This window comes from Rahnella sp. PD12R (assembly GCF_019200965.1).
Lineage (GTDB): Bacteria > Pseudomonadota > Gammaproteobacteria > Enterobacterales > Enterobacteriaceae > Rahnella > Rahnella laticis.
Map to the genome: position 1 here is coordinate 172,843 of NZ_JAHTMS010000003.1, position 25,405 is coordinate 198,247.

General features: G+C 50.1%; 24 protein-coding genes and 1 pseudogene. 14 read left to right on the forward strand and 11 right to left on the reverse strand.

Annotated features, from left to right (window positions below; all coding sequences use genetic code 11):
• Positions 1-11 precede the first annotated feature (11 nt).
• The 3 genes from KWG64_RS07975 to KWG64_RS07985 all read right to left on the reverse strand — a co-directional run bounded on the left by KWG64_RS07975 (position 12) and on the right by KWG64_RS07985 (position 3,788).
• The gene (locus KWG64_RS07975; RefSeq protein WP_218521527.1) at positions 12-1,451 is read right to left on the reverse strand and encodes a glycoside hydrolase family 32 protein; all 1,440 of its coding nucleotides are present in this window, start codon (positions 1,449-1,451) and stop codon (positions 12-14) included.
• Positions 1,448-2,698 carry an MFS transporter gene (locus KWG64_RS07980; protein WP_218521528.1) on the reverse strand — a complete coding sequence of 417 codons (1,251 nt, stop codon included), beginning with the start codon at positions 2,696-2,698 and terminating at the stop codon, positions 1,448-1,450. The genes KWG64_RS07975 and KWG64_RS07980 overlap by 4 nt, the downstream gene beginning before the upstream one ends.
• A gap of 229 nt (positions 2,699-2,927) precedes the next feature.
• On the reverse strand, positions 2,928-3,788 hold the full coding sequence (locus KWG64_RS07985; protein WP_218521529.1) for a hypothetical protein: 861 nt from the start codon (positions 3,786-3,788) through the stop codon (positions 2,928-2,930).
• A 498-nt stretch (positions 3,789-4,286) separates the two neighbouring features.
• Here KWG64_RS07985 and KWG64_RS07990 point away from each other — a divergent pair, with 498 nt between their 5' ends.
• From KWG64_RS07990 to KWG64_RS08005, 4 genes are all read left to right on the forward strand, one after another.
• Positions 4,287-5,099 carry a fimbrial protein gene (locus KWG64_RS07990; protein WP_218521530.1) on the forward strand — a complete coding sequence of 271 codons (813 nt, stop codon included), beginning with the start codon at positions 4,287-4,289 and terminating at the stop codon, positions 5,097-5,099.
• Between the two features lie 88 nt (positions 5,100-5,187).
• Complete coding sequence (locus tag KWG64_RS07995; RefSeq protein ID WP_218521531.1) at positions 5,188-5,688, forward strand: CS1 type fimbrial major subunit; 501 nt, start codon at positions 5,188-5,190, stop codon at positions 5,686-5,688.
• 75 nt (positions 5,689-5,763) lie between these two features.
• The gene (locus KWG64_RS08000) at positions 5,764-8,502 is read left to right on the forward strand and encodes a TcfC E-set like domain-containing protein (protein ID WP_218521532.1); all 2,739 of its coding nucleotides are present in this window, start codon (positions 5,764-5,766) and stop codon (positions 8,500-8,502) included.
• 9 nt (positions 8,503-8,511) lie between these two features.
• Entirely contained in the window at positions 8,512-9,675 is a 1,164-nt protein-coding gene (locus KWG64_RS08005) for a CfaE/CblD family pilus tip adhesin (RefSeq protein ID WP_218521533.1), read from the forward strand.
• A gap of 44 nt (positions 9,676-9,719) precedes the next feature.
• Here KWG64_RS08005 and KWG64_RS08010 read toward each other — a convergent pair whose 3' ends face one another.
• The 4 genes from KWG64_RS08010 to KWG64_RS08025 form a co-directional block, all read right to left on the reverse strand.
• On the reverse strand, positions 9,720-10,343 hold the full coding sequence (locus KWG64_RS08010; RefSeq protein ID WP_218521534.1) for a LuxR family transcriptional regulator: 624 nt from the start codon (positions 10,341-10,343) through the stop codon (positions 9,720-9,722).
• Positions 10,344-10,551: 208 nt separating this feature from the next.
• The gene (locus KWG64_RS08015; protein WP_195824194.1) at positions 10,552-10,833 is read right to left on the reverse strand and encodes a pentapeptide MXKDX repeat protein; all 282 of its coding nucleotides are present in this window, start codon (positions 10,831-10,833) and stop codon (positions 10,552-10,554) included.
• A gap of 49 nt (positions 10,834-10,882) precedes the next feature.
• Entirely contained in the window at positions 10,883-11,686 is an 804-nt protein-coding gene (locus KWG64_RS08020) for a molybdopterin-dependent oxidoreductase (protein ID WP_218521535.1), read from the reverse strand.
• A 9-nt stretch (positions 11,687-11,695) separates the two neighbouring features.
• Positions 11,696-12,322 carry a cytochrome b/b6 domain-containing protein gene (locus KWG64_RS08025; protein ID WP_218521536.1) on the reverse strand — a complete coding sequence of 209 codons (627 nt, stop codon included), beginning with the start codon at positions 12,320-12,322 and terminating at the stop codon, positions 11,696-11,698.
• A 154-nt stretch (positions 12,323-12,476) separates the two neighbouring features.
• Here KWG64_RS08025 and KWG64_RS08030 point away from each other — a divergent pair, with 154 nt between their 5' ends.
• From KWG64_RS08030 to KWG64_RS08060, 7 genes are all read left to right on the forward strand, one after another.
• The gene (locus KWG64_RS08030; RefSeq protein WP_218521537.1) at positions 12,477-13,199 is read left to right on the forward strand and encodes a response regulator transcription factor; all 723 of its coding nucleotides are present in this window, start codon (positions 12,477-12,479) and stop codon (positions 13,197-13,199) included.
• Positions 13,200-13,202: 3 nt separating this feature from the next.
• A complete protein-coding gene (locus KWG64_RS08035; RefSeq protein WP_195824191.1) occupies positions 13,203-14,669 on the forward strand; it encodes a HAMP domain-containing sensor histidine kinase in 1,467 nt (488 codons plus the stop codon).
• A 232-nt stretch (positions 14,670-14,901) separates the two neighbouring features.
• Positions 14,902-16,398 (forward strand): UbiD family decarboxylase, encoded by a 1,497-nt coding sequence (locus KWG64_RS08040; RefSeq protein WP_218521538.1) that lies wholly within the window; start codon positions 14,902-14,904, stop codon positions 16,396-16,398.
• A gap of 32 nt (positions 16,399-16,430) precedes the next feature.
• On the forward strand, positions 16,431-16,997 hold the full coding sequence (locus KWG64_RS08045; RefSeq protein ID WP_152326589.1) for a UbiX family flavin prenyltransferase: 567 nt from the start codon (positions 16,431-16,433) through the stop codon (positions 16,995-16,997).
• 56 nt (positions 16,998-17,053) lie between these two features.
• A complete protein-coding gene (locus tag KWG64_RS08050; protein ID WP_218521539.1) occupies positions 17,054-17,767 on the forward strand; it encodes a DUF554 domain-containing protein in 714 nt (237 codons plus the stop codon).
• Between the two features lie 80 nt (positions 17,768-17,847).
• Positions 17,848-18,705 carry a LysR family transcriptional regulator gene (locus KWG64_RS08055; protein ID WP_235937403.1) on the forward strand — a complete coding sequence of 286 codons (858 nt, stop codon included), beginning with the start codon at positions 17,848-17,850 and terminating at the stop codon, positions 18,703-18,705.
• Positions 18,706-18,822: 117 nt separating this feature from the next.
• Positions 18,823-19,143, forward strand: a complete 321-nt coding sequence (locus tag KWG64_RS08060) for a multidrug efflux SMR transporter (protein WP_218521540.1) — start codon at positions 18,823-18,825, stop codon at positions 19,141-19,143.
• Between the two features lie 51 nt (positions 19,144-19,194).
• On the opposite strand, the gene KWG64_RS08065 is transcribed toward KWG64_RS08060, so the two are convergent.
• The 3 genes from KWG64_RS08065 to KWG64_RS08075 all read right to left on the reverse strand — a co-directional run bounded on the left by KWG64_RS08065 (position 19,195) and on the right by KWG64_RS08075 (position 21,480).
• Entirely contained in the window at positions 19,195-19,659 is a 465-nt protein-coding gene (locus KWG64_RS08065; protein ID WP_218521541.1) for a helix-turn-helix transcriptional regulator, read from the reverse strand.
• Positions 19,656-21,005, reverse strand: coding sequence for a type II toxin-antitoxin system HipA family toxin (locus KWG64_RS08070; RefSeq protein WP_218521542.1), 1,350 nt, complete (start codon positions 21,003-21,005; stop codon positions 19,656-19,658). Before KWG64_RS08070 ends, KWG64_RS08065 begins: the two co-directional genes overlap by 4 nt.
• A 253-nt stretch (positions 21,006-21,258) precedes the next feature.
• Positions 21,259-21,480, reverse strand: coding sequence for a YdgH/BhsA/McbA-like domain containing protein (locus tag KWG64_RS08075; protein ID WP_218521543.1), 222 nt, complete (start codon positions 21,478-21,480; stop codon positions 21,259-21,261).
• 383 nt (positions 21,481-21,863) lie between these two features.
• On the opposite strand from KWG64_RS08075, the gene KWG64_RS08080 reads away from it, so the two are divergent.
• The gene (locus KWG64_RS08080) at positions 21,864-22,502 is read left to right on the forward strand and encodes a hypothetical protein (protein WP_218521544.1); all 639 of its coding nucleotides are present in this window, start codon (positions 21,864-21,866) and stop codon (positions 22,500-22,502) included.
• 399 nt (positions 22,503-22,901) lie between these two features.
• Here the strand turns inward: KWG64_RS08080 and KWG64_RS08085 are convergent.
• Positions 22,902-23,127 (reverse strand): annotated as a pseudogene (locus KWG64_RS08085) (RNA repair transcriptional activator RtcR family protein); the annotation flags it as partial.
• A 246-nt stretch (positions 23,128-23,373) separates the two neighbouring features.
• Between KWG64_RS08085 and KWG64_RS08090 the strand changes: the two are divergent.
• The gene (locus KWG64_RS08090) at positions 23,374-24,183 is read left to right on the forward strand and encodes a nucleotidyltransferase domain-containing protein (RefSeq protein WP_218521545.1); all 810 of its coding nucleotides are present in this window, start codon (positions 23,374-23,376) and stop codon (positions 24,181-24,183) included.
• Between the two features lie 3 nt (positions 24,184-24,186).
• The gene (locus KWG64_RS08095; RefSeq protein ID WP_218521546.1) at positions 24,187-25,398 is read left to right on the forward strand and encodes a HEAT repeat domain-containing protein; all 1,212 of its coding nucleotides are present in this window, start codon (positions 24,187-24,189) and stop codon (positions 25,396-25,398) included.
• The last annotated feature ends 7 nt before the right edge of the window (positions 25,399-25,405 follow it).

Below are 25,405 nucleotides of genomic sequence, written 5' to 3' on the forward strand. Positions count from 1 at the left end.
TTCCCGCACAATCAGCCAGCGCTCAGCGTCCAGAGGTCACCCTGAACTAAGGTTGCTTTTCCGTTTGTGGCAAAAACGGAGAGGGCGCGCTGGCCGGGTTGCGGATAAATTCTGCTGCTGAACGTCGCGTCTCCCTGATTGACGAAAACTTCCACCGACGAACGGTCGATGAAAATGCGTAAATCCAGAAGCTTACCCGGTGGCCGTGCGATGCTGCGGGCGTCTTTGATCCCGTGCATCGGGAAGTCCCTTTCCAGACAGAGTCTTTGCGCCTGGGTATCCACAAAAAGGGATACGCCGTCGCCGAGTTTTATCCCGAAGCTTTCCGCCTCTGACGCGGCCAGATCCCATTGCATGATGATCTCCGCGGCCTGTGCATCTTCCATCAGAGGCCGTATTTCGTTTCTAATCACGCACGGGGTGACCGGATAATGTTCACGGCGCAGCGTCCGTACCTCTTCCACCGGCATCATGCGCACTTTGCCATCACGCAGCGTCAGTTCACGGGGCAATGTCATACAGCCCGCCCAACCTTCTGCTTTTGACGGCATCACGGATTCCCACATGTCCATCCATGCGATAACAATCCGGCGTCCGTCAGCCGCCGTAAATGACTGCGGCGCGTAGAAATCATGGCCGTGATCCAGCTCGGTAAAGCCTTCCGTAATCGTGAAGTCCTGGCCCGGTTTCCACGATCCGCGCAGGCATCCGCTCTGAAATAAGTTCTGATAATCATAGCCTTGTGCTTTGATCCCTTGCGGAGAACACATCAGAATATGTTCATCGCCAAGCGGGAAGAAATCCGGGCATTCCCACATATAGCCGGTATGGCTGTCCGCTTTGGCCAGTACGCGATCCAGTTCCCACTGTTGCAGGCTCTTGCCTTTATAGAGCAGCACCTGCCCGCAGTCGCTGTCATCGCGCGCGCCGATCACCATCCACCAGCAGCCGTTCTCACGCCAGACTTTCGGGTCACGAAAATGCATGATGTTGTCCGGCGGGGTGAGCACCACACCCTGTTTGGTGAAATGAATGCCGTCCTCGCTGGTGGCCAGACATTGCACTTCGCGTATGGCACTGTCATTGCCTTCACCGTTCAGCCAGACATGGCCGGTATAAATCAGGCTGAGTATACCGTTGTCATCCACGGCGCTGCCGGAGAAGCAACCATCGCGGTCATCATCGTCGCCCGGCGCCAGTGCAACCGGGAGATGTTGCCAGTTCACCATGTCCTTGCTGACGGCGTGCCCCCAGTGCATTGGCCCCCAGTTTTCGCTGAACGGGTGGTGCTGATAAAAAGCGTGGTACATGCCCTGATGAAAAATCAGACCGTTCGGGTCGTTCATCCAGCCAGCCGGTGGGGCAAGGTGGAAGAGCGGGTAGAATGCATCGCCGCGTTTTTCTGCCGCATCCTGCAAAGCGTGCTCAGCACGTTCAAGTCGCTGTTTCATACGTTTTCGCCCTTATTAAAGTCCATTGAACAGGGTGTCCGGCTTTTATCACCGGTGAGAAGGAAAGCGGAAATCAGAGTGAGGGAAAGTACCAGCGCGCCCATAATCATGTAGGTGTCGGCAAAGCCGATCACGTCATAGCCTTTGCCCGCCAGTGGTGAAAATACGCTGGCGCAGACCTGCGTAATGAACTGAAAACCCACAAGATAAAGCGTGGCAGAAAGGCGCGGGTCAAAGCGCGTGGTGATGTACTTAAACATGGCGATCAGCAGAATCGGTAATTCCACGGCGTGCAGGAGTTTCATGCAGGAAATCGTGACCGCATCGGCTGCCAGCCCGGAGCCAAAGACGCGCAAAGCCATAATCAGACCGCTCAGCAACAGGCCGTTTTTAGCGCCAATCTTATTGACCACAAATGGTGCAAGGAACATCCCGCCCGCTTCCAGAAATACCTGGAAGGAATTCAGGAAACCGTACATCTCGTTGCCGTTTCTGACGTCCGGGAAAAGTGACGAGAAGTACACCGGGAACTGCTGGTCATACACGTTATAAACGCTGACGCCGGTGACAAACACGATCAGCGCCCAAAAGCGGGGCAGGCGAAACAGGTCGATGGCGTCGGACAGATGCAGATTTCCGGGTTTGCCGTACTCAAGCTGGTTCAGGGCATCGGTTTTGACTTCGCGTAATCCCCACAATAACAGCAGGAAAATCAGCGCGGAGCAGGAGCCCATCCAGAAATTTAGATTTGGATTGATGTTAAAGAGCATTCCTGAAAAGAACGTTGCAGCCGCCCAGCCCAGCGATCCCCACATTCTGGCTTTGCCAAATTCGAAGCCTAAAATGCGGCTGACGCGTTCGGTGTACGACTCCAGCGCTCCAATTCCGGCAAAAAAAGTGGCGCCGACATAAAGCCCGCCGGCCACCGCACCCGCTAAAATATTGGCCTGTAACAGCGGGGCAAAAATAAAGATGAAAAAGGGGCCACTGAGCAACAACAAAAAACCAATCGCCCAGAGCAGGTTTTTGCGTAACCCCAGCTTATCCTGAATAAAACCGTACAACGGCTGAGCGCACAGCGCCGTCAGGGCGATGGCAGAAAATAATAATCCGGTGTCAGCCCCCCGCAGGCCAATCTTCTGGCTTAACCAGAGTGAGATAAGCGAGAAGGCTGATGACCAGGTGTAGAAAAAACAAAAAAGTAATCCGCTAAGCAATGTGTATGGACTTCGGTTGCTGTTCTTCATGTGTGTGTCCGTTCATTATTAGAATGTGTAGACCACATTGTTAACGTTAACTTTTAGTTTTTCACAGATGTTGTAAGGCGAGTTTATGATGTTAATCACAAGTGTTAACGTTAACATAATTGAAGTGTGATCTGAACCACAATTTTAGGGAAGTGAGTTTCAAGCCCCCGGTCTTATCCCGAAGATAGGCCCGAAGAGAGGCCCGGAGAGGCCGCTTAAAGCAACGCAGTCAGCAGGGGCGTTGTGTCATATCTGGCAGACCGCTAAGCCCATACTCGACCATCGCCATGTAAACGGAAAAATAGTTGAGCACCATTTGCATGAAGGTCAGATGCAACACGATCGTGTTATTGGCGGAGTCGAGCCTCAGCAGGCCACCGGCCTCTGCGGCTTTCAGGCATCGCTTAATGTGTGAGCGGGAAACCCCGCATTTTAGCGAAGCTTTCAGATAGTTATACTCGATCACCGCATTCTGCTGGCGGATGCTTTCGATGTACAAATCCATCAGCATCATGTGCCCGGCGTCCCTGAAAATGAACTCCTTACAATCTGGCACCATATCGAATAAATAGATCTGATTGAGGATGATTTCCGAATACTTCCGAAAATATTCTGCGTTGAAATTTTCCATCTTCAGGCAGCGTGAAACATCGAAATCCGGGTACAACATGCCATAGGGGATCATCATGGTATTAATGAGCGCGCGGGTTTCATCCTGCGCTCTTGATGTCACCGTATAGTTCAGTTTTCGTTTATCCAGCGGATCCTTTTTAACTTCCATTCGCCCGCCCACACGAATAAAGAGCAGGAAAGAGTCAATGGTATTTTCACTGATTAACCCCGTTGTCTTACAGAAGTCTTTCACATGACGGAGTGTGGGGTTCTCTGTCGTGAAAAAATAGGTCATGACAGCGGTTCCAATAATAAACCGATTAGCTTTGAAAATAACCTTAAAATAGAGGGGTTTAGTCAGATAAAGTTTAAACATAAGTTTGTAATGTTTCTGCATGACTAACTCTATATCCTTATGCGATTTAATCTCCTCTGCACGATGAGAAATTAAATCCCTGAGTTCTTGTTTGCTCTTCATTTCGTTTCTTACTTTGCCTGGTGTCATATTACAAATTAAAAAATAACGCAATTATTACTTAGCGTTAATTTAAATCGTGTTGAAAAACAGTTTAGAATGCTATATGGCGACGGGAGTGTTGCGTGTTTTTTTAAAACGCTGAAAGGTCTGATTTGCCTCGCTAAGTATAATCCTAACACCGCATTAACGAATTTGCATAAGAGTTGATTTTATTTTGTCCGGTGATATTACTTTTTTAAGTAATGGCATTTTTATTATTTTTAAGATTTTAATTAATGGTTTCATCGGGTTATGTCGGTTTTCTAACGGGGTTTTTTTTGGGGTTATTCCCTCTAAAAAAATTAACCACAAAAATGGACAGTGACTTAACAAACGCCATGTGAGAATTTTCTTATCGCCAGGTTATTCCCGTGGGCTCAGAAGTCCGGGTAAACAGGCAGAACCCTCTGGAGAGGGAATTGCCGGCACGTTTTTTAATGGAATTTATAAGGATTTATCATGGATGAGTCACGTCATCAGGCCCTGCGCCACAACATTTCTCTTGGGCAATTTTGTAAAAAAAAGATTGCCGGGATACTGCGTTTCTCACTGATACCCTTGACTTTTTTAGGCATTCATTCTGCTTGCGCAAATATGAGCGTCTATCCGATGGAAGTGGCGCTAAATAATCAGGGCGCTGCGCAGATTCAGACCTTATCTCAAAGCGGTGAGGCGCAGTTTATTAAAGTCAGTATTAAGGAAATTGAGCGTCCGGCGACACCTTTTGAAAAAGAAATAGCGGTTAATGATGCGGTTTCACCGTCGCTGATTGCCACACCGGACAAATTCGCACTGGCTTCGGGTTCACAGCGAATTATTCGGCTGATCTCGTTACAACCGCCGGAGAAGGAAACCGCGTGGCGTGTTTATTTCGAGGCTGTCGGTGCGCCTGATGAGCTGAAAGATAAACCGGGGCAGGATAATAAAATAACCAATCAGGTCGGCATTAATTTAGTCTGGGGTGTGCTTGTTCATATTCCGCCAAAAAATCCGGTGTTATCTTTGCGTCAGTTAACGGGCAGTGAAGTAAAAAATAATGGCACAGTGCGCATTGTTATCCGTGAGGTGGGGATTTGTCCGCAGGGAAAAATGAGCGGCAGTTGTCAGTGGAAAAAAGAACATGCCACGGTATATCCGGATGAAACTCTGACATTTAAATCGTGGACGCCTGCGCAATTAAATTCAGCACATGAAATAAGAATTAAATATGTTGATCAGAATTCGAAAAGCCTGCATGAGTACGCTATCGAAAACACAGTCAGCATGTTCTAAGGGAATAACAACCTGTTTGTTATGAGACGGTTCATTACCGACGAGACGGTCATTAAAGACCATTACATGGATTTTCATGGAGCTACAAATGCAAAAATTAATTAAACCACTTTTCATCGCAACAGTATTAACGGCTGCATTTAATGCACAGGCTGTGCAGAAAGATATTACTGTGAATGCCAACGTCGATGCGACAGTGGATATGACGCAGGCGGACGGTACCGCATTACCTGGCACGATTGATATGCAATATATCCCGGGCCGTGGTCTGTCTACCTATTCACTGGACACCAAGATCTGGTCTAACTCTTCTACCGCAAGCATTAACGTTGCGCTGGTCAGTGCTGCGCAGTTAAACGAAGCGGTCAGCGGCACTGCGGTACCGTTGAAAGTGACGCTGGGTGCAGATCTTAAACCGATCACCACGAGCTCAACGACACTGACTTATGCCTCATTATTCCCGGCGGGTACAACGAACGGTTCTTCAGTTCTGCCTTTGAAAATCTCTCCGGCAACCGTTGCACCTCTGGCGACCGGCACTTATACCGGCGTGGTCAGCCTGCTGATCACCCAGGCGACATCAAGCTGATTTGCCTGAGTTGACTGATCGATTATTTCGGGGGGCAGTCTGCCCCCTTATTATTCTTTTCAGCAGGACGCTGTAATGAAGGTCAATATTCGCATTGTATTAATAGCCTCTTTCATTACCCTGATCCCCTCTCTTTCTGTCCGCGCAGCGACACAGGTCCCGCCGGGTTTTGAATCGCTGGTGACCGGACAGACTCTGTGGGTCAATCTTTCTGTCTACGGACAATCGCTCGGGCTTTTTGAAGCCACCGTTTCTCTGGACACCGTGACTTTCCTGAAACCCGATGATGTCGCCCGTGCGGTTATGCAGCACTATCAGAAGAACCCGCAGCAGGAAAAGCACTTAGACGGCCTGATCCGTCAGCCTCTGGCGCGCAACGGCAATCTGGCTTGCAGCAGTAACGGCGGGGTGGCCGGATGTGACTATCTGGATACAGATTCTGTCGCCGTTATCTATGACGAAAATAATGCCAAAGTTGCGCTGTTCCTCGGCCCGGAATTTATTCCGCTTTCCGCAGGCAATGCCTCACCCTATTACGAACAGACCGCCGAAACCGAAGCGGCATTTATTCATCAGCAAAATATCAATTTCGTGACCAACAGCGGAGACCAGACGTTTTCTCTGCAAGGTGCGGGCGCACTGGGTTTGACGCAAAACAGCTATGCCGGTGTCGACTGGGATTACCTCGCGCAGAAATACCGTCAGCAAAATCATCAGGAAGTTCGCTTCAATAACGCCTTTCTGCGTCGTGACCTGGGCAAACGCTACTACGTTCAGGCCGGGCGCATGGATTCGCGGGACATTTTCAGCAACGCTGGCGGAAACATCACACTAAGCCAGTTACCGCTCAGCACCATCGAAGGCGTGCGCGCAGGTTCCACGCTGGCCTGGGTGAACAGTACTCTGGCCGCACAGGGTACGCCGGTGACAGTATTCATTACCCGCCCGTCGCGCATTGATGCCTATCGTGATCAGCAATTGCTGGGCACTTTTTACCTGAATGCGGGCACGCAAAACCTCGATACCACGGCTTTCCCTAATGGCAGCTACACCGTGACGCTGCGTGTGTATGAAGACAATCAGTTGTCGCGTACTGAACAGGTACCTTTCAGCCGGACAGGCAGTTCCACCAGTCAAAACGTTGAGTGGTTTGTGCAGGGTGGCGCTATTCCCGCACGGGACGGTCAAAGTAACGGCGCGGAATCACAAAATGGTGCGGATCGCCGCGTAGTTCAGGCGGGGATCAAAGTCCCGCTGAGCCTGGAGACCGCGCTGACCGGCGGTGTCGCGATCACGAACCGCAACCATTTTGTCGAAAGCGCCCTCGACTGGAGCCATGGATTCGACAACGCACTTCTCGACGGCATTCTCGCCACCCGCTTCAGCTACCTGAAAGGCAGTGAAGGCTCGCGCGGCAATATTCAGCAGATTTCGTATAACGACGGCTTTTCTCTCAGTTTCTACCGCAGTGCGCTGTTTGCGCAGGATTGCTACAGCAACAACGGCGGGCAATATGGTTTCAGCGGTTGCTACCAGAGCAGCAGCCTGATGTTCAGCGTGCCTGTTAAAAGCTGGTATGTGAACGCCGGTTACAGTGCCAGTGAGAATGAAGGCCGCAATGTGATCCCGGCGTTTCGCGATGAAAGCGACGTCGTGCCGGTGTGGACCCGCCGTAATATTTACAGCAAAACAAAAACCACGACATGGCAGGCCGGGCTGGGGCGCGGATTCAGTTTCAACGGAATCAACATCAACACCAGCGGCAACCTTTTTACGCGAACCAACAGCACCGGTATGAAGCGTGATAACGGGGGATTTTTGTCCGTTTCGCTTTCGCGCGTCAGCACGCCGACGATTGATGCGCGCTCGAACTACAGCTCGCTGGGCATGACGTATCAGTCAGATCGCAGCAATAAAAATCAGCTCGGCTACAACGTGGCACAGAACTGGTATTTCGATGCGCAGAACCAGCAGGAAATCGGTGTGAATCTCAACGGCAATCAGGAGAACACCCTGAATGCATCGGTCTACGGTAAAACCGGCGGCGAATATGGCAACGGCAGCCTGGCGGTAAGTTCGGCGTCCTCCGGTTCGTCCGGTCAGCGTTTCAGCAGCAGTGGCAGCTATAACTCCTCACTGGCCGTGGCACGATCGGGCCTGTACTGGGGAAAATGGGGCAACGGTTTACCGGGGGCTGCGGTGGGGCTGAACGTCGAGAGCACGGATGACAGCCGTGATACCCGCGTGGATGTCTCGGTTGATGGCGCGGGTAGCGCCAGTCTGCACGGCACCGGCCGCACGTTATTTAGCGTTCCGGCTTACACGCAAAGTCATATCAGCATTAATGATTCCATCGAATCTACCGCCGGCATGCGCAGTGAAATTACTCAGGGTGCCGGACGCCGCGCGCTGTTTATCCCGCCGGGCCGGATGCTGGTTGGCAAGGTGAATATCGTTTCGCGTTACACCTATCTCGGCAGGCTGATGATCAATCAGCAAACGCCGCTTGAAGGCGCCATTCCGCTCAATGTGGTCAGCTGGTCCGGTTTAGGGCAGGGAGGATTTACTGCTGAAACCGATCACCGCATGAAGGATTTATATATGGCGCGCGGGATGCAGATGTATCGCTGTGAGATGAAGGTAAAAAGCACGCATGACGTCGTGCGCTACGTCGGAGATACCGGTTGCGAAACGATCAGCCTTGCAGCAGTCCCGCAGAACGTTCAGCAGCAGGCAAAAATGCTGATCGCCACGCGGCGTGCTGACAATGTCCCTCTGGCACGCGAGCAATCTTTCCGGCAGGAACAACAATAAGGATTTTGTATGCAACTCAGATTTATCGCGGGGCTGGCGCTGCTCGGGTGGATGACAGGCGTTCAGGTGCAGGCGGCAACGCTTACGCCATCGGGACGTAACACCAGCGTGGTGGTCACGTTCGACCGGATGTCCGTGCCAGCGCAGTTGCCGATCTGGACGAACGAAAACGGGGGATATGACACGAATGACGCGCCGAAATGGGGACGAAATACGCTGGTTTGTCAGTCACGCACCAGCAATCAGTATGGTGCCTGCCCGACGTTCCCCGTCTGGCTCGAAGCTACGCCTGCTCCCTATCCTGTGCCGGTAACTTTCACGGAAAGCACCACGAAACAAACGCTTGTGCTCAATGTTTACCTCACCAAACGCAGATCGCTGAATAACGTGGTGGTGGCCTCCAATCTGGTGCCGCTGAATGCGTTCGGTGGGGCAGTGACTCCGCGTGGTGACGGGACGGACTATTCTGCTTATCTGCCGTCGGCTGAATTAAGTAAATTTCCGTCGGCCGGAACCTGGAGTGCGACCCTGAAAATGTCGCTGATGCAGTGGCCAGCAACCTGCACCGGTAACTCCCAGAATGTCAGCGTCGGTTGTACCAATGCGACAAAGTTAGCCGACTGGATTGCTACCCTGGCGTTTAAAGTCACGGATTACGGCAACCAGCAGATCTACCTGCCTGAGTTTGGTAATGCGGCCGCCAATGTGGATTTGGGTCTAAAAATATTCCCCGGCGGGCGCGGCACAACGAATGTAACGGGCAGCCGCTCACTGGATATGTGTTTGTACGATGGCAATAATTCGGACAGCAACCGGGTGAGTTTAATCTTTCAGGATGAAGGCTCCGCCGCGCCCTCCCGCGCCACCGGGTTGTTCTCGGTATATCGCAAGGGCGGGGATAAAAATCTGGCGCAAGATCGTCTGGATTATTCCGTTGAAGTGGTTAACCCGCTGACCAAAGGGCGGCAGGTGGTACAAAACGGCAGTGAGATCGTCTGGAGCGGGACGAATAAAGGCATATTGCGACGCGTCGTTTTACCGGGCCAGAGAAATTCTGTGTTATGTGTTCCCGCGCCCATGGAATTAGTCACCCCGTCTTTCACCTTATCGTCGAAAACAGCGGGGCGCTATAGCGGAACGCTCAGAATTATTTATACCCCGACGACGCAATAATATATTTCAGACTAGATGAGCCACTCAGAAAAATGGGCGGCTTATCAGTTGAGAATAAAAGATTTATACAAATGAAGTGTATTTTTTAAATTGAGCTTCTTCACCAGATTTGCCTGATAGCTGTAGAGCGATTTAGGTTTTTTACGGGTCACTCTTGCCACACCCTCTATTGAACCTTTTGTAAATAAACAACGTAAGAAGATTATCTCATTTTCATTTAATTCATTTTGGGGGTGAATGGCAAAAGGCCTGGGGGTCTTTGTTTCATTTTTAATGATTCTGTTTATGAAGCTCAGGATGATTGCGGGAGGCAGTTTCTTATCTATATAAAAGTCGATATGAATGCGATTGTTATTGAAGTTAAAGGTTTTTTTGTTTTTGTCAGAAAAGAGAATTAACTTTACACCGAACTTTCTCTTCAGCTCCGCCAGGCGTTCTGCGCAGGCCAGTGCGGTAAGAAAGTGCGCGGGTAAATCGAAAATCACAAATAACGGAGGCTGCAAGATCATTTCAGTTTGGGAGAAAATGTTCTCAATGCCCTGCATATCACTGCAACAATGAATGTTTAATTCGTCTATCAGTGATGCTAATCCCTGCTGATGAAAAGCAGACTGGTCTATATAAATAACATTCATCTTTTTAATTCCTTTTATGATTTCATGTTCCATAATATCTCTGGAACGGATGAAGTTGAATGTCCATTTTTGGTGTTATTTGTGCATGCGTTTTCGATGTTTGCTATTTATTTGAAGATGAATGTATTTGGAGGTAATGGTATTTGAAATGGAGATTCAACGTTGCGTTGAAAACAAAAGCCGCCCTCAGACGGCTTTTACAAAGAATGCATGACCCTTTGAATTTAAAAATGCATTCGGATTACTGGCTCATCGCATCTTTTTTCATGGCATCTTTCGACATGCTGTCTTTCTTCATTGCGTCTTTGGACATGTGGTCTTTAGACATTTTGTCTTTCGACATACAGTCCTTGCCCATGCTGTCTTTCGCCATCGAGTCTTTGCTCATGCTGTCCTTTTTCATGCAGTCTTTGGACATATGGCCCATGGTGTCTTTTTTCATCATCGCATCTGCGGCGTAGGTGGTGCTCACTGCGCCCATCATCAGACAGGCAGACATCATCATTACGGTTAACTTTTTCATGGGGTATTCCTTTTCTCTGTTGGGTTTTATTAAGTCATCGTCGTGTGTTCTAACTTCCACCAAACCAGTTGTAGCCCTGATCTTCCCAGTAGCCACCGGTGAATTTATTTGTAATTTCAATCACTTCGATGTGTTTGGGGTTCTTGTAACCGAGCTTGGTCGGCATCCTGAGTTTCATCGGGAAACCGTATTTGCGCGGTAAAATCTGTCCGTCATAGGTCAGCGCCAGCAACGTTTGCGGATGCAGCGCTGTCGCCATATCAATGCTGGTGTAATACTCGTCGGCACATTTGAAACTGACGTATTCCGCCGTGAGGTCGGCACCAATCAGCCGCAAAAAATCACCAAACGGCACGCCGCCCCATTTGCTAATTGCGCTCCAGCCTTCCACGCAGATATGCCGCGTCACCTGGCTGACCTGCGCCATTTTGTAAAGCATCGGAAGTGACCATTCGCGTTTATCCAGCGCCAGTCCGGCGATTTTCAGGCGATAGGCCAGCCCGTCAACTTCCGGGGCATCGTCTTCGGCGTAAAACGCATTAAACGGAAACGGGCGGGTGATCATGGATTCGGCATACACCGGCGCGAGACGCGTTGAGCCAAACAGCCAGCCCTGAACGCGGTCGTTGAAGCCTGAAATTTTTCCCAGCGCGGTTTCCACACTGGCGTTATCGCTGATGTCACAGCCGGTCAGCATGGCAATGCCGCCGAGCGTCAGCCCGCGTTGCAAAAACAGGCGGCGCGAGGGCGCGTCCAGTTCGCGGATAATCTGTTTTTTAGCTTCCTGCACAATCGCTTCACTGTCCGACGTGCTGAAAATCTGAACGATGCTTTTTTTGATAATGTTCTTCATATTCAGCCCTTAACGTCCGCGGATCATGGCGATCAGCGTTTTTGGCACCAGCGCCACCATGATTAAATGCAGCACGACAAACCCGACCAGCGACGCCATCGCTAAAAAGTGGACGTAGCGCGCGGTGTCATAACCGCCCATCAGTTCGCGCAGTAACGGAAACTGTACCGATTTCCACACCACCAGCCCGGAAAGCACCAGCACGATGCCGTCGAACATCACGAACACATACGCCGCGCGCTGCACCATGTTGTAGTGGCGTAAATCGTTGTGTTGCAGCTTGCCGCGCAGGGCTGCACGCAAATCGTTGAAAATGCCGCGCGGGGTCAGCGGCCAGAATTTTCGTTTCATCCGGCCGGTCAGAATGTTCATCAGCAGATAGAACAACCCGTTAAAACCGAACAACCACATTCCGGCGAAATGCCACTGAATCGCGCCGCCCAGCCAGCCGCCAAGGGTGACGGTGGAAGGGAAGTCAAAATCAAACAGCGGCGACGCGTTATAAATCTGCCAGCCGCTGGTCACCATAATCAGCACCGCCAGCGCATTCAGCCAGTGCGCAAAACGCAGCCATAAAGGATGGACCGTGGCCGGTTTTTGCCCCGCGACCTGAGGCATTTCTGTGTGAATTGTCATGATGCGTTTCCGCCATCTGCCCTGTGATGTAGCGAGTATTGAGCGGATTTGTTCCCCGAGACCTCACGCAAAGTTAAATAAAATGTGATAACTCAAGGGTCATTGCTTGTGTAGACTCAAACGATATGAGGACGCCACGCGGTGGGATAACAAAATGGATAAAACGAAAAAAATCCTGATCGTTGAAGACGACGGGGATATTGCGGAACTGCTGAGCCTGCATCTGCGTGACGAAGGTTATGAAATTACGCATGCGGCGGACGGCAATCTGGGCGTCGCTCATCTGGAAAAAGGCGGCTGGGATGCGCTGATCCTGGATCTGATGTTGCCCGGCGTGGACGGGCTGGAAATCTGCCGCCGCGCCCGTAACATGACGCGCTACACGCCCATCATCATTATCAGCGCCCGTTCCAGCGAAGTGCATCGCGTGCTCGGGCTGGAACTGGGAGCCGATGATTATCTGGCAAAACCGTTCTCCATGCTGGAACTGGTGGCGCGGGTAAAAGCGTTGTTCCGCCGTCAGGAAGCGATGAGCCGCAACCTGAAAATGGATGCCGGGACGCTGAGTTTTGCCGGGCTGGTTATCGACCCGATTGCGCGCGAAGTGATGCTCAGTCATCAGCCGGTAGAACTGACGCCGCGTGAGTTTGATTTGCTGTACTTCTTTGCCAAAAACCCCGGCAAAGTGTTCTCACGCCTGAGCCTGTTAAATCAGGTCTGGGGCTACGAGCACGAAGGGTATGAACATACGGTGAACACCCATATCAACCGGCTGCGCATCAAGATAGAAGCCAATCCGGCAGAGCCGGAACGCATTCTGACCGTCTGGGGAAAAGGCTATAAATTCGTGTCTTCGGCTGAAGATGCGCAAGGGTAAATCATGAAAAATCTCACGCTGGCGCAAAGACTGACTCTGGTATTTACGGTGCTGCTGATCGCCTGCTGCGCGCTTTCCGGCTATATGCAGGTGCGCTCCAGCAATCAGTACAGCCAGTCGGTGATCCAGCGGCTGTCCGCGAATCTGGCGACGCAGATTGCGGCCAATAATCCGCTGCTCAGTCAGGGCGACTGGGATCCGAAAGCCGTGCATTCGCTGTTTGATCAGCTGATGGCGGTGAACCCGAGTGTGGAAGTGTATCTGCTGGATAAAGACGGCAAGATTGTGGGCAACGCGGCACCGGCGGGGCGTCTGAAAACCGATAAAGTCGATCTGACGCCGGTTAACGCGCTGCTCGAGGGCGCGAATATGCCGGTTTACGGCGACAATCCGCGTGATCCGCAAACCCGTCAGGTGTTCTCGGCGGCACCGCTCAAAGAGAACGGTGTGACCAAAGGTTACGTGTATATTGTGCTGCTCGGCGATGAATACACCGCGCTGACCAGCGATGCGCAATACCAGTCTTCCATTGCGCTGGCGCTGCGTTCCATGGGGCTGGTGGCGCTGTTCGGTTTACTGGCGGGGGCGCTGGCGTTTCGCTGGGTGACGCGTCCGGTGCGTAAACTGACGCAGCAGATTGCGCAACTCGACAGCGGCGGAATGGACGCCATTCAGGCACTGGCAAAAACTCCGACACCTGCCGGTGCGCCGCGCGATGAAGTGTCGCAACTGCAACAGGCGTTTGTCGCGCTGGCAAAACGCATCGACCAGCAGTGGCAAAGCCTGATGGTGCAGGATCAGCAGCGCCGTGAATTTATCGCCAATATTTCCCACGATTTGCGCACGCCGCTGACCTCACTGCACGGTTATCTCGAAACGCTGTCGGTGAAGTCCGATCATCTGAGCAACGAAGACCGGCAGCGTTATCTGAATATTGCCCTGACGCAAAGTAAAAAAGTCGGGCGTCTGGCGCAGGAATTATTTGAACTGGCGCGCCTGGAATATGGCGTGGTGAAACCGCAGAAAGAGCCGTTTTCCCTGAGCGAACTGGTGCAGGACGTCTTCCAGAAATTTGAGCTGGCGACCGAAACGCGCGGGCAGAAATTGCTGGCAGATATCACGCCGGGTATTCCGCTGGTGAATGCCGATCTGGGCATGATTGAACGCGTGCTGACGAACCTGCTCGATAACGCCATCCGCCACACGCCGGAAGGCGGCGTCATTGAGATTAAACTGTGGAAAAACGGCGAACAGGTCATGGTACAGCTCAAAGACACCGGGCCGGGCATTGCGCCGGAGCTGAAAGACAGCCTGTTTGTGCGGCCGTCAATTCTCAGCACCAATAAACACCGCGCGGGCGGGCTGGGGCTGATGATTGTGCGCCGTATTTTGCAGCTTCACGGCGGGGATATCCGGCTGGTTGAGCAACAAAAGCAGGGCGCGTGTTTTCAATTCTCCGTTCCGCTCTGAACTCCCTTCTTTTTAATTTGCGTTACGCTGTGACCGGCGTAACGCAAATATCCTGTTTTATTGTCACAAAGTTATTATTATGTATTCCTAAGTGTTAAATAATAATTTAATTTTATAACGTAAACCAAAAAGGTTTAGCCTGTATATTTAAACGGTACTTTTTGATTTATATTCAGGCCGATATATTGACCGCGACGAATAAATACTTTCTCATTATTGCGTGGAATATATTATGTCTAAGAAAGAAACCCACCCTCAAAATAATAAAGTGCACGATCTGCGCTCCGCTATTGAATTCCTTGAAAGCCTGCCAGGCGAAATGGTCAGCACCGATGTGGAAGTCGATCCGCATGCGGAATTGTCCGGCGTTTACCGTTATGTCGGTGCCGGTGGAACCTGCGAACGTCCGACCCGCAAAGGCCCGGCGATGATGTTTAACAACATCAAAGGTTTTCCGGGCGTCCGTGTGGTGACCGGCCTGATGTCGACCCGCGAACGCGTCGGCCATCTGCTGGACTGCGCGCCGGAAAAACTCGGTTTTCTGCTGAAAGACTCCGTGAAAAATGCCATCGCACCCGTCGTTATCGACCGCGGCACCGCGCAATGTCAGGAAGTCACGTATCTGGCCGATGACCCAAACTTTGACCTGCGTACCTTGCTGCCCGCGCCGACCAACACGGAAGAAGATGCCGGTCCGTATTTCACCATGGGCATGTGCTACGCGTCTGACCCGGAAACCAAAGAGTCCGATGTTACCATTCATCGCCTGTGCATCCAGAGCCGTGACGAACTGTCCATGTGGCTGACACCGGGCCGTCATATCGACGCGTTCCGTGAAAAAGCGGAACGTGCGGGCAAACCGCTGCCAATTTCTATCAGCATCGGCGTGGATCCGGCGATTGAAATTGCGGCCTGCTTCGAGCCACCGACTACGCCGCTCGGCTTCAACGAACTGAGCATTGCCGGTGCCTTGCGCGGTAAAGCGGTTGAACTGACACACTGCGTCTCCATCGACGAAAAAGCCATTGCCCACGCTGAAATCGTGATCGAAGGCGAACTGCTGCCAAACGTACGCGTCCGTGAAGATCAGAACACCAATACCGGCAAGGCGATGCCCGAATTCCCGGGTTACACCGGCGAAGCGAAAGCGGCGCTGCCCGTGATTAAGGTGAAAGCAGTCACTCACCGTAAGAACCCAATCCTGCAAACCACATTAGGCCCAAGCGGCGAACACGTCAGCATGGCCGGTATTCCGACCGAAGCCAGTATTCTGGACATGATTGACCGCGCCATGCCGGGCCGCGTGCTGAATGTGAATGCACACACCTCAGGCGGCGGTAAGTTGCTGGCGGTGCTGCAATTTAAGAAAGCTTCTCCGGTTGATGAAGGCCGTCAGAGACAAGCCGCGTTGCTGGCGTTCGCCGCTTTCTCCGAGCTGAAACACGTCATCCTGGTCGATGAAGATGTGGATATTTTCGACACCGACGACGTCCTGTGGGCGATGCAAACCCGCTTCCAGGGCGACGTGGATATCGCCACTATTCCCGGCGTGCGCTGCCATCCGCTTGATCCGTCGCAGAACCCGGCATACAGCCCGAGCATTTTGCAGGAAGGGATGTCATGCAAAACGATCTTCGACTGCACCGTTCCTTTCCATCTGAAAGCGCATTTCGAACGTTCTAAATTTAAAGAAGTCGATGTGAAGAAATTCTTACCTGACTTTAAATAATACGAACGTTAAGCATTAATTAAGGATTTGATATGAGTAAACGGCGCATAATTGTGGGGATCAGCGGTGCTTCAGGATTTCAATATGGCATGAAAGCGCTGGAAATATTGCGTGATATGGATATCGATGTGCATCTTATTATCAGTAAAGGTGCCGAAATGACGCGGAGCATGGAAACGGATATTGAAAGAGAAGATGTCACCTGTCTGGCCGACGAAGTTCACTCCATTAATAATCTGGGGGCTTCTGTTTCCAGTGGTTCCTATAAAACCATCGGAATGATTATTGCGCCGTGCTCAATGAATACTCTGGGATCTATCGCTCACGGTTTAACCAGTAATTTACTCACGCGCGCGGCGGATGTCGTGTTAAAAGAGCGGCGCAGGTTGGTGCTGATGGTCAGGGAAACACCGCTGAATCTTTCGCATCTGAAGAATATGCAATCGGTGACAGAAATGGGCGGAATTATCTTTCCGCCGGTTCCGGCTCTTTATCACAAACCTGAAAGCGTGGATGACATTATTCACCACAGCGTGGCTCGCGCCCTGGATTTATTTGATCTGGACGTGGCGAATATCAAGCGCTGGGGCGAAAACTGAGTGATAAATTCTTTGTGACAACGATAAAAAACAGCCTCTAAATTTGCGGAGTAGAAATGTTAATTGGACCTATTGTTAACAGCGGCGCCATTATCCTCGGCGGCCTGTTAGGGGGCTTTCTTGGCGTAAAAATGCCAGAGCGGTTAAGAACCTCGCTGCCCCAGACCTTTGGTTTATGCTCGATGGCGCTCGGCGTCGTGCTGCTGGTGAAAATGCACAGTATGCCGGTGGTAATCCTGTCGGTGATCCTCGGCGCGGCCATCGGGGAACTGTTTTATCTGGAACGTTACATTGCCCGTCTGGGCAATATGGCGCGCGGGATCGCCTCGCGTTTTGCCCCTGATACGGGCATGGATCAGAGCGTCTTTACCGAAAAATTCGTCGCGATTATTGTCCTGTTCTGCGCCAGCGGCACCGGTATTATCGGCGCAATGACCGAAGGCATGACGCATGACCCGAATATCCTGTTCGTTAAAGCGATTATGGATCTGTTCACGGCGGCTATTTTCGCCACAGTGCTGGGCTATGCGGTGGCGCTGATTTTCATTCCGCAGTGGATTGTGCAATTTCTTATCGCGTCGGCGGCGGTGTTTATTCTTCCGCTGACCAATGCGCAAATGATGGGGGATTTCACGGCAGCAGGGGGCTTTATTATGCTCGCCGCCGGTTTCCGCATCAGCGGAATCAAATCTATCGCAGTAGGAAATTTATTACCGGCGTTAATTCTGGTGTTGCCCATCTCGCATTACTGGAGCCTTTTTATTCACTGATGAATATCAGCCAAAGCCACTTCATTGCGAAGTGGCTTTTTGTATACTGAGCGTGCCACCGCCGCAATGAAAAGAAGGGAATGATGGATCTGAAAAGAATGCGTTACTTCTGCACCATCGCTGAACAGGGTTCAATCAGTAAAGCTGCGAAAGTGCTGAATATCGCACAGCCTCCGCTCGGAAAACGTCTGCACGAACTCGAAGAAGAAATCGGTTCGCCCCTGTTTATCCGCACCACCAAACAGATGGTTCTCACCGAAGCCGGACGTTTTCTTTACCGTAAATCCAGTGAAATCCTCAGCCAGGTCAACAGCGTCACGCGGCAGGCGGTGGATATCGCGTCGCAAAAAAAACGCACCGTGCGTATCGGCGTTTCCTATCTTTATCTGCGCTATTTCAATACGGTATTTCTCGAGCTTTATCGCAAAAACCCGGACTGGGATCCGAACCTTCTGGTGTCTGAATCCACCTATCTGGAAGAACTGGTGATGAACAAAGCGCTGGATATGGCGATGATTCAGACGCCCGCCGATATCCGTTCTTTCTATGTCCGTGAATTTGAGCCGATCAAACTGGTCGCGGTTGTCTCAACCGAACTGGCCGAAAACCTGCCCGACCGTACGCTGACTTTCGCTGATTTGTCCGGCTTCCCGCTGATTATGCTGCACCGCATGGGCGGCGAGGGCACCTATGAAGTGCTGCTCAACCGTTTGTATGAAGAAGTGAAAGATGTGAACGTGATTATGAAAGTGTCCGAGCCGCGGCTGGTGATCGAAATGTTCCGCGACGGCCTTGCGGGTGCTGCGCTGATGCCGGAATCGGAAGTCGGCGAGAGCAAACATTTCCGCGCGTTTAAAATCGAACAAAAAGAGAAGCTTTTCCGCCCGGCGATCATCACGCTGCATACTGAAAAAGACTCGTTTTTGCCGGGAGAGTGATTTTTGTCATGAGCAGGCGAGGTGAACTATAATCAGCCTTCTCATGCTGACTGGACGACCAGAGACTCAGCTTAATTTTTCGGGGACGACCCTGACTGTTATTCCTGAGGATGTTTTATGGCCTGGCTTTATCTGTTTTTAGCCGGAATTTTCGAAGTTGTCTGGTCGACCGCAATGAAAGAATCCCACGGATTCACCCGCCTCATTCCCAGCCTGATCACGGCATTTTTCATGCTGCTCAGCGTCGTATTACTGGCAATCGCCATGAAAACCTTGCCGCTCGGCACGTCGTACACCGTCTGGGTCGGCATCGGCGCTATCGGCGCATTCATTCTGGGTGTCACGATGTTCGGCGAAAGCCTTAATCCGCTACGTATGATCGCTGTTTTGCTGATTTTCGCAGGGGTCATTCTGCTGAAGGTGGCAACGAAAGAGTGACGGGGTAAAACTCCAGATACAACAAAGCCGCTCCGGAAAGGGAGCGGTTATTTATTCAGGATTTTTTTTAATCAGCGCCGCGAGCATATGGCGGGAAACCGGCACCAGGCCAACTTTCATACCGAATGGCCTGAAAAGCTTATTAATGATGTCAGACGTGTAATTCCCCTTATCGTTTTCCACTTCCGACAAAGTTTTTCGTGATACGGAAACCAGTTTCGCAAAAGCATCCTGTTTCAAACCCAGCACGCTAATTCTCAATGCTTTCAGGGCTTCCCCTTGCGTCATTTCCCCAAGCAATAATGCTTTCAGAATTTCGGCTCTGAACTCATTTCTGCTATTCGCACTGACTGCTTTGGTCTGTGCAGATACCCTGCGCCGGGCTGGTTTTTTATCCAGAGAAGGAACCTCAACCGTGGCGGAGGCTTCACCCGCCTTATCCAGAGAGTTTTGCTTTGCACGAATTTTATCAATCGTGTCTCTCACTGAACCTGCTGCGTTTTGCGGTTCTTTCATAGCAAACCCCATCTGCGTAATTTTTCAGGAATATAGTTAAAACTTATCGCCGGCATTTCCAGGATTTGCTGCGGAATACCCCGGCGGGCAAGACGTGCTTTCAGGCCTGCAAGTTGTTGCGCCGTGTCCTGCAGGGCAGATAACAGAGTTTCTGCGGGTACCAGGTCGGCCAGTGTTTCGCTAATGCCCGGGAAATCATATTCGCCCCCGACTTCAAGCGGCGCTTTCCATTTTGTTGTCCGGGCGATGCCTTCCGGATCCGCCTTCATCGGCGCGAAATCATAAATTGGTGAAAGCCGGATACTGTTTTCATCTTTGATAAAAGAAGTATTTCGGCCATGGTTATCACTGTTGCCAAAGATAATATTGAGTAAATCGCGGCGTACCCACTCAATAACAAAGGCTTGTTTATCAAAGTCAAAGCCTTGCTCTGTCACCGTATGGCTTTGATGAATTTTGTCGATCAGCGCCCGCAACGTTTCTTCGTGATACAAGGTCACGCCGGGAGATTTTCTCAGGACCGAATAGACAGACTCCATTCCAAAACGCTTCATACATCCTTCGTTTTCAAATGAAATGTCAAATCGTGGAAGCCAGAGGGAAGGGTATGTCAGCCCTTCTTCAAGACGCATATTTTTCGTAGAGATCGTCTCGAACCCCATGCTCTCCAGTTCATGGTAGAAATGAAATTCTGCGCGCAGAATATTGCAGTCAACTTCTGTTCTTGCGCCGCGGGGATACTTAACAAGATAGGGGATATCACGGTTCGCCGGATCGTTTTGATAGGTATCAATCCAAATCCTCTGATCCCGACTACAGCGAAGCAGTAATTTAGGTGCTTCACCGCCTGCACCCGTTGCACCACCCGCAGCGGCGCCGCGTTGCTGAGCGTAATCTAAAAAATCCCCCGCCCGGTTTTTCACATCGTCCATGGTGAAAAACAGTTTTTCCGAAAGCGGATTGTATTCTGGCAGCGATTCTTTGATACGAAGATTACTGACAGGGGACATAGTGCCGTGTTTGAGCAGTACGAATTTTTGCTGATCGGCAGTCAGTCCTTCAAGATCCAGATATCTTGCCCAGTAGCGTCGGCTGGCACCGCTGGGAATGATGTCATCAAGAAATCTCATCCAGCCTCGCTGTCCGTTATCGTCAAAAAATAATGACACCGGATGGTTAAGCGAAACCGCGTGGTTGTCGTCGTAATCCAGATTATCAATCGCATAATCAGACAGATAGTTCAGCTCAGTAATCCGGAAACCATTTTGTTCGCTATCCGGGAACGTAATGTTCGCGATATCTGCCCAGCCGTTCTTCAAAAAAGCCTGCAATGTGAGATATTCCATAAAAGGCGCTCCAGACGATTATGGGTGCTATATTACTCGTTATTTGTCACATCAACAATTAATGAAACCTTTAACACGCATTCTGGCACTGCATATCTCGTAATGTTACCTATATGACTCACTGCGATTTCTTCTTTATTACTGAAAAGGCGTTAAGTTGCAGATGTAAATTTGATTTTGCGGAAACCCAAAAACAACAAAGCCGCTCTGTAACAGGAGCGGCTTTTGTTCTTAAAGCGCAGACTTCAGCAAATCATTTGTACAATACAGCCGTGCCGTGAATGCGGTTCTGACCACCGGCTTCGATAATTTTATAAGAGGTTGCACCGGCGGCAGCGGCTTTAGCGGCGAAGGTGGACTCCAGACCATCCAGTGTGTTGTCGGAGGCGGTAACAGTACCGATTTGTGCGGCGAAGCTGCCAAAAGAAACGGTGGCGAGTGCTGCTGCGATAACGAAAGTTTTGATGATTTTCATGATGTCATTCCTTCTCAGTGTTTGTTGGGTGAAGGCGGCTGCCTTCGATGAGAAGAAGAATAGCGCCGCGGGATCCGGAAGAATAGCGGAGTGATTTGCTGATAATAGTCAAAATATTTGAAAGAACGTTGGGTTGGAAACGCTTCATATAAAAATACATCTATTTAAAAACACCGTTACTCAGTAGGGTTTCAACCACTGAAAAAATTTGTAATGTCAGTTTCTGCTAAATACTGATTTCGCCATTTATTATTAAGTTCGATTTTAATTGTTTTGAGATTTTCGAAGATGTATTCTTAATGAGTTTGACTTTACGTAAGAACTTAAAGCTTAAAATAAATTACAGATTTTTGGGAACATGTTAATAATAGGAGTGTATTTAAATGGAGATTGTTTTAAACGTATGGAATTATATTCTAGAACATATTGATCAACTTGGTAAGCTTACGGCGGGTGTAACTGTTGTAGCAATGGCATTAATAGCAGCAGTTAAGAGGTTCTACCTAAGTTATAAGTCTAAATCCCCAAAGAAGACAACGCGGCTCATTAAGTATTTAAAAAATTATAACAGCTATATGGATGATGAAGACAGGGCGTTCACGAAGACTTGTATTAATGATGAAATAATGCGAAATATATCAAGGGTTCCATCCCCAAATAATAGAAAGGATATGGTTTATATTTTCAATCGCATTGAAAAAAGACAGTATATAAAAGAAATATCTAAATTGCAAAATAATATAGAGAAAGTCAATGGGCATTATAAGGTGATAATTGGAAAGGTAAGTTTCTTGCCTTTGTTTTATAAATTCCTAGGCATGCTTTCAATTTTTATTTTTTTGATCTTTATTTTGCTAGGTATTATATCAATTTATGAAGAAAAAAGCATGCAGGTGATGTTGTCATTTCTTTTTATTGCGGTTATCTATGAGATTATAGGATTGTATTTTTTTAGTTTTTTTCCATCAAAGAGAACCATTGGTAGAATTAATGATGAACTGTCTATGTTCCCTGCACTTTAACTCAATCTTGAAGTAGGATTTATGAGAAATAGATACTCCTTAATGTCACCTAAACCACACGTTATGACTATTCATAAATTCTAATGCGGTTTATATCACTCACTATAATTAATCGCCAAGCAAAAAGGTCGCCTTAGGCGACCTCTGCAATGGTAGAAAGCGGCCTAAGTCTTCCTGCGCACACATTTAGTCCCTGCCTGAGCCAGTGGCCGGTGCGCACTTATCGTTACGGGGTAAAACTCCAAAAACAACGTAGCTGCTCCTGAAAGGGAGCGGCTACGTTGTTTTTAAATCTAAAAATTCACCAAATCATTTGTACAATACGGCGGTGCCGGGAATGCGGTTCTGACCACCGGCTTAAATAATTTTATAAGAGGTCGCGGCAGCGGCTTTGGCCGTGATGGAATACCCCCCTTGTGGTGCGGGGCGGTCGGCCCTTTCGGCGGGTGAGATTTGTAGGGTCTGAGCTGGCAGGTAATGCGCTTCGGTAAGCAGGAGCCTGCAAATCTGCGTCACATGAGTACCGGTGGTGATATGGACCAGATATATCAGTATCCAACGGATAACGGCGGACGAAATCGAGAAGGGCGGCATAAACGATTTTGAAATCCCAGGGTTCGCGCATTTTCCGCACTTATCCAGAGTCGAACCAGGAACACCTATCACAACGGCTTGTTTCATGTTTTGTCTCACAGGATAAGTTTATATCTTTAAATATAAGTCACTGGGTCTTTTATGAGAATACTTCGGCAATAATGTATTTTTTAAATTATATTTATCAATGAGTTAATAAATTGTTTTTCGCCTTGTAGGATCTGGCATACTTTTCGCAAATGTCATTGCATGTAAAACACGTATTAGGGATAAAAAAATGAAAACAGGATTAAACGGCGTTGATGCTGATATGCGTGGCCGGGTGCGGGAAATAATGCGTGATGTTGAAAACCGTTATGGCGTTCGTGTGGTCTATGCCTGCGAATCTGGCAGCCGTGGCTGGGGTTTTGCCTCGCCAGATAGCGACTATGATGTGCGATTTCTCTATGTTCATCCGCCTGAATGGTATTTGCGTGTTGAACCGGCAAGGGATGTGATCGAATTGCCCATAGACAATGAACTGGATGTGTGTGGCTGGGAATGGCGGAAAGCGCTGGGATTACTCAAACGTGCAAACCCGACACTACTTGAATGGCTGGATTCTCCCGTTGTTTACGAGGAGGACACAGAAACGATGAATCCTTTACTCGCCCTTGTTCCTGACTGGTTTTCGGCGCAAAAGGCGCGCTGGCACTATGTATCGATGGCGAAGAAAAACTTTCGTGGCTATCTGCAAGGAGAAGAAGTCCGGCTGAAGAAATACTTCTACGTTCTGCGCCCTTTGCTTGCCGCACAGTGGATTGAAGCCGGAAAAGGCTGCCCGCCGGTGCGTTTTGACAAACTTGTTGAAGGGACTGTGACGGATCGCCATCTGCTGGCAGAAATAAACCACTTGCTTGAGATCAAGCAGCGGGCAGGCGAGGCACAGTATGGGCCGCGCAGACCGCGTATCCACGAATTTATCGCTAGGGAACTGGCAGCAGACAGATCGACACCGCTCTCCGACAGCCGGATGCAAGGTTCTCAGTCGCTCGACAGCCTGTTATACAGCACGGTGATGGGAACCACAGTTCCCCAGGGGAGGTAATTCATGGCGACGGAATATTATCTGCTCAGGCAGCTCGAAATGATGATGGCTGATCCTGAAAACTGGGATTACAGCTATTCAAACGAAACGGATCCGCCAAAAAGGCTGGAATGCCTGACGCGTCATTACAACGGCCATATCCGCCAGCGTGCGGTCTTGTGTCTGGGGCTGATGAAAGAGGGCGAAGCGCTGCCTTCAATCATTAAGCGGGTGAATGACTGGGTCAGTCAGGTGCGCGATGCCGCCCGCCAAAGCATCCGGCAATTTATGACTCCCGAAAGTGCCGGTTGGCTTGTGGAATGTTTGCCGGATTTCTACGCCTTGCTCAACACCCGGCGCGATAACCACGCTCTGCTGGTTGATGAGATTGTCAGTTTTCTCGCCCGCCCGGAACATTGTGCGGCGTTGATGAACGGATTAGCCTCACCGAAAAAAGACGTGGCACGGCACGCGCTGGCGCTTTTACTGGAACATCATCTGCTGGCGGCGGATGTTATTTTTGAAAGTACGCGCAGGCATAAAAATGCCGCCGTCAGGCTGGCCGCTGCGCGTGCATTACTGGCACAGCCTGAACTGGTCACACAGGAAAGGCTGCTTACGTTGTTAAAGGATCGCTACGCGCCGGTCAAACAGGCGACGCTGGCTCACGTTACTGATGAGGCGAGAGACGTGCCGGTTTCGTTGTTGCTTGAGTTGCTGTGCGACAGAAATGAAGTGGTACGCAAACGTGCGGCGAAATTACTGATTGCGCGCGGGCAACCGGTACTTGCGCACTATCTTTCAATATTCGACGATGAAAACCAGAAATTATCCCGGCGGCGCATCGCGCTCTCAGGGCTGGACGAGCAGAAATACGAAAATGTCCTGGCGCTGGCGGCGGATTGCCTTAAAAGCAGCAATAAGGCGCTCTGTAAAACGGCGTTGCAAATCACGGTCCACCGTTTGCAGGAAAATGCCCGCGAAGTGTTGCTTGAGGCTATGGCGCATCCGGCATATCCGGTGGCGATATTTGCCTTCCGCAACTTTGTAAAACTGAAACTGTATATCCGGTTGAGCGATATTCAGAAGAATCAGGCGGTTGCGCCCTCAGTAAAACATCAGCGACTGTATTTCTCGCTGGCTGCCCGGCTTAACCGGTGGGACAGATTGCAGTTTTTGCTGATGAATGCGGATAACGCGGATGCGGCGTTACTGCGTCAGATACTGGCGCAATAAATAACAG

Bases quoted from the DNA above. Each gene is read 5' to 3' on its own strand.
- KWG64_RS07975 (WP_218521527.1), bottom strand. From the start codon at position 1,451: ATGAAACAGCGACTTGAACGTGCTGAGCACGCTTTGCAGGATGCGGCA.
- KWG64_RS07980 (WP_218521528.1), bottom strand. From the start codon at position 2,698: ATGAAGAACAGCAACCGAAGTCCATACACATTGCTTAGCGGATTACTT.
- KWG64_RS07985 (WP_218521529.1), bottom strand. From the start codon at position 3,788: ATGAAGAGCAAACAAGAACTCAGGGATTTAATTTCTCATCGTGCAGAG.
- KWG64_RS07990 (WP_218521530.1), top strand. From the start codon at position 4,287: ATGGATGAGTCACGTCATCAGGCCCTGCGCCACAACATTTCTCTTGGG.
- KWG64_RS07995 (WP_218521531.1), top strand. From the start codon at position 5,188: ATGCAAAAATTAATTAAACCACTTTTCATCGCAACAGTATTAACGGCT.
- KWG64_RS08000 (WP_218521532.1), top strand. From the start codon at position 5,764: ATGAAGGTCAATATTCGCATTGTATTAATAGCCTCTTTCATTACCCTG.
- KWG64_RS08005 (WP_218521533.1), top strand. From the start codon at position 8,512: ATGCAACTCAGATTTATCGCGGGGCTGGCGCTGCTCGGGTGGATGACA.
- KWG64_RS08010 (WP_218521534.1), bottom strand. From the start codon at position 10,343: ATGGAACATGAAATCATAAAAGGAATTAAAAAGATGAATGTTATTTAT.
- KWG64_RS08015 (WP_195824194.1), bottom strand. From the start codon at position 10,833: ATGAAAAAGTTAACCGTAATGATGATGTCTGCCTGTCTGATGATGGGC.
- KWG64_RS08020 (WP_218521535.1), bottom strand. From the start codon at position 11,686: ATGAAGAACATTATCAAAAAAAGCATCGTTCAGATTTTCAGCACGTCG.
- KWG64_RS08025 (WP_218521536.1), bottom strand. From the start codon at position 12,322: ATGACAATTCACACAGAAATGCCTCAGGTCGCGGGGCAAAAACCGGCC.
- KWG64_RS08030 (WP_218521537.1), top strand. From the start codon at position 12,477: ATGGATAAAACGAAAAAAATCCTGATCGTTGAAGACGACGGGGATATT.
- KWG64_RS08035 (WP_195824191.1), top strand. From the start codon at position 13,203: ATGAAAAATCTCACGCTGGCGCAAAGACTGACTCTGGTATTTACGGTG.
- KWG64_RS08040 (WP_218521538.1), top strand. From the start codon at position 14,902: ATGTCTAAGAAAGAAACCCACCCTCAAAATAATAAAGTGCACGATCTG.
- KWG64_RS08045 (WP_152326589.1), top strand. From the start codon at position 16,431: ATGAGTAAACGGCGCATAATTGTGGGGATCAGCGGTGCTTCAGGATTT.
- KWG64_RS08050 (WP_218521539.1), top strand. From the start codon at position 17,054: ATGTTAATTGGACCTATTGTTAACAGCGGCGCCATTATCCTCGGCGGC.
- KWG64_RS08055 (WP_235937403.1), top strand. From the start codon at position 17,848: ATGATGGATCTGAAAAGAATGCGTTACTTCTGCACCATCGCTGAACAG.
- KWG64_RS08060 (WP_218521540.1), top strand. From the start codon at position 18,823: ATGGCCTGGCTTTATCTGTTTTTAGCCGGAATTTTCGAAGTTGTCTGG.
- KWG64_RS08065 (WP_218521541.1), bottom strand. From the start codon at position 19,659: ATGAAAGAACCGCAAAACGCAGCAGGTTCAGTGAGAGACACGATTGAT.
- KWG64_RS08070 (WP_218521542.1), bottom strand. From the start codon at position 21,005: ATGGAATATCTCACATTGCAGGCTTTTTTGAAGAACGGCTGGGCAGAT.
- KWG64_RS08075 (WP_218521543.1), bottom strand. From the start codon at position 21,480: ATGAAAATCATCAAAACTTTCGTTATCGCAGCAGCACTCGCCACCGTT.
- KWG64_RS08080 (WP_218521544.1), top strand. From the start codon at position 21,864: ATGGAGATTGTTTTAAACGTATGGAATTATATTCTAGAACATATTGAT.
- KWG64_RS08090 (WP_218521545.1), top strand. From the start codon at position 23,374: ATGAAAACAGGATTAAACGGCGTTGATGCTGATATGCGTGGCCGGGTG.
- KWG64_RS08095 (WP_218521546.1), top strand. From the start codon at position 24,187: ATGGCGACGGAATATTATCTGCTCAGGCAGCTCGAAATGATGATGGCT.